The 2,604-nt window shown below is 69.3% G+C and carries 3 protein-coding genes and 2 pseudogenes; 2 read left to right on the plus strand and 3 right to left on the minus strand.

The genetic code is table 11. The annotated features are described in order from the left end of the window. Positions 1-233: 233 nt before the first annotated feature. Positions 234-509: pseudogene (locus tag ABT085_RS45520) on the plus strand (SDR family oxidoreductase); the annotation flags it as partial. A 47-nt stretch (positions 510-556) separates the two neighbouring features. Here ABT085_RS45520 and ABT085_RS45525 read toward each other — a convergent pair. Together ABT085_RS45525 and ABT085_RS45530 are read right to left on the minus strand one after the other, a co-directional pair. Beyond that, positions 557-709 (minus strand): annotated as a pseudogene (locus ABT085_RS45525) (fumarylacetoacetate hydrolase family protein); the annotation flags it as partial. Between the two features lie 112 nt (positions 710-821). Beyond that, positions 822-1,733 carry an alpha/beta hydrolase gene (locus ABT085_RS45530; RefSeq protein ID WP_351622911.1) on the minus strand — a complete coding sequence of 304 codons (912 nt, stop codon included), beginning with the start codon at positions 1,731-1,733 and terminating at the stop codon, positions 822-824. Positions 1,734-1,746: 13 nt separating this feature from the next. On the opposite strand from ABT085_RS45530, the gene ABT085_RS45535 reads away from it, so the two are divergent. Then, positions 1,747-1,890 (plus strand): hypothetical protein, encoded by a 144-nt coding sequence (locus tag ABT085_RS45535; RefSeq protein WP_502982994.1) that lies wholly within the window; start codon positions 1,747-1,749, stop codon positions 1,888-1,890. A gap of 210 nt (positions 1,891-2,100) precedes the next feature. Here ABT085_RS45535 and ABT085_RS45540 read toward each other — a convergent pair. Then, positions 2,101-2,604, minus strand: a 504-nt coding sequence (locus ABT085_RS45540; protein WP_351622914.1) for a DNA-directed RNA polymerase subunit alpha C-terminal domain-containing protein, incomplete at its 5' end; no start/stop codon positions are given.

Here is a 2,604-nt window from a genome sequence, read left to right on the forward strand (position 1 = left end):
GGCCGCCGCGACTTTCCCGCCCCGCCCCACAGGGACGGCGGACAGCGGCGGCGTACGGATCTTCAGGATCGCCCGACACCCCCCGAGCAACTGGCCGCCCGAGCCGAAAACTCAGGAACCCGACTCGGCGAGTGGCACGAACCACCAGCGACGCGAGCTGCCGGCCCGCAGCCTCGTCCAGTGGTGCGTGGTCGAGCAGCAGTCGGTACCACGGAACGCCGTAAACCACGCCGATGAGGAGCTCGGGACCGGCGTCAGCGGCGATCCCGCCGCGCCATCGCCCGGTCGAGGAGTTCGCGCAGCGCCACGCCACGGCTGAAGAGGAGACGGTCCCGTTCGCCGCTCAGCACACGAAGGTGACGGGTTCGATCACGCCGATCTCCGCCTCCACCGCACGATCGGCACTGGCCGGGACGGTGGCCTTCGCCGCGGTCAACGGCCCGATCGAGCGGATCGTGTCACCCCTGGCTGTCGAACTCACGCCGGTTCGGATCAACGCCGTCTCGCGGGGCGCCGTCGACACGCGCTGGTGGTCCTCTCTCCCGGAGGCCCGCGTTCATCGGAAGGTCTGGCGCATCTCGCCCAGGCCGTCGATCCGGCTGACGAGGACGTCGTCGGGGCCGAGGAACCGCTGCGGAACGCGGCGGTTGCCCACCCCGGCCGGGGTCCCGGTGAAGATCAGGTCGCCGGGGTGAAGCGGGCACACCGAAGGGTCCCCAGCCCCGGTGTCCCGCATCGCCGGCGCCGCCGGCTGGCCGATGCCGCCTGCCGATCACGGGATTGGCGTGGGGCCCCGCGGATTCGCGGGGCCGCTGCGCGGGTCAGACGGTGAGGTGCTCGCGGAAGAAGCCGGTCAGCTTGGTCAGGGCGGTGGGCACGTAATCCTCCTTGTCATAGAGGTCGATGTGGGTGGCGCCGTCGATCCAGAAGAGTTCCTTGGGCTCGTTCGCCTTCTCGATCGCCTCGCGGCTGAAGTACGCGGTGTCCGCCTCGGTCCCGGCGATCATCAGCAGGGGGCGTGGCGAGATGAGGTGGATGAGGTCGTAGGAGGAGTACTGGGCGATCTGGTCGACGCTTCGGGCGAGGTACCAGTTGGGGGAGTGGGGGTGCTGGGCGCGGGGGGTGCGGTGGTAGTCCCTGCCCTCCTGGTAGAGGGTGGGCCATCCGTTCGCGTCCTCTGCGGTCTCGGGGACGATGTGCTCCAGGCGGGGCTGCCGGCCGCTGGCTTCCGCGGTGCGGTCCTTGCCGGCCTGGTCCAGCATGCCGCGGATGACGTCCTCGCTCTGACCGCCGCCGAGGCCCTCGCGGAAGAGTGCGCCCATGTCGGCCGCGCTGACCGTGGCCACGGCCTTGATGCGGTGGTCGGTCTGTGCGGCGTAGGGGACGTAGCCGCCCGAGGCGCAGATACCCAGGGCGCCGATGTGCCCGGGGTCGACCTCCTCGCGCGTGGTCAGGAAGGTGACGGCGCTCTTGATGTCCTCGGCGCGGGCGAAGGGATTCTCCAGGAAGCGCGGCTCTCCCTCACTCTCGCCCTGGTAGGAGGCGTCGAAGGCCAGAGCGACGAAGACCTCGCCGGCCAGCCGCTCGGCGTACAGACCAGCCGTCTGCTCCTTCACCCCGCCGAAGGGATGGGACACCACGACAGCCGGGCGGCGGTCGCCGGTGTAGTCGTCCGGCAGGTAGAGGTTTCCGGCGAGTTCCAGGCCATACCACCCCGTCGCCGGCGATCTCACCCTGGACTGGGAGATGCTCGCCAGCACGGCCGACCCCGACCAGCAGCTCATGGTCATGACCGCCGAACCGGGAACTCCCTCCCAGCAGGCCCTGGGCTTCCTGACTTCATGGACGCAGTCCACCCACTCCAAGACAGCCCCTGGCAACACGCACTGACCTGCCCGGCAGCGGACCTCGAACGCTCGGCGCCGGTCGAGCCGATGATGGCGAACTGCTGCGGGCTGCAGGCCGACGCGTATCCGGTCAGCCCGACCGCTCCTTTCTCGACCGCACCTGATCTGCTGATTCCACGTGACCCAGGACGTTCGGTGGAGGTTCTCCCGGTCCCGTACGCGAAGTGTCGCTGTGACCGGCGCAGCACTGCGTTCAGTACTGTTCGGTCTCCACGAAACCCGTGTCCCCGTCGTCGGTGCCGAACGTGTCCGCAGCGGCGGTCGGGTTGAATCCGGGCGGGCTGTCCCTGAGACCGAGGCCCATGCCGGCGAGCTTTTCCTTGACCTCGTCGATGGACTTCGCACCGAAGTTGCGGATGTCGAGGAGGTCGGCCTCGGAGCGGGCTACGAGCTCACCCACGGAGTGGACGCCCTCGCGCTTGAGGCAGTTGTACGAACGGACGGTGAGGTCGAGCTCCTCGATCGGCATCACCAGATCGGCGGCCAGGGCGGCGTCCACCGGGGACGGGCCCATGTCGATGCCCTCGGCGTCGATGTTCAGCTCGCGGGCGAGACCGAACAGTTCGACCAGGGTCTTGCCGGCCGACGCCATGGCGTCGCGCGGACGCATGGCCTGCTTGGTCTCGACGTCGACGATCAGCTTGTCGAAGTCGGTGCGCTGCTCGACACGGGTCGCCTCGACCTTGTACGTGACCTT

This window comes from Streptomyces sp. NPDC002265, assembly GCF_040296125.1.
GTDB lineage: Bacteria > Actinomycetota > Actinomycetes > Streptomycetales > Streptomycetaceae > Streptomyces.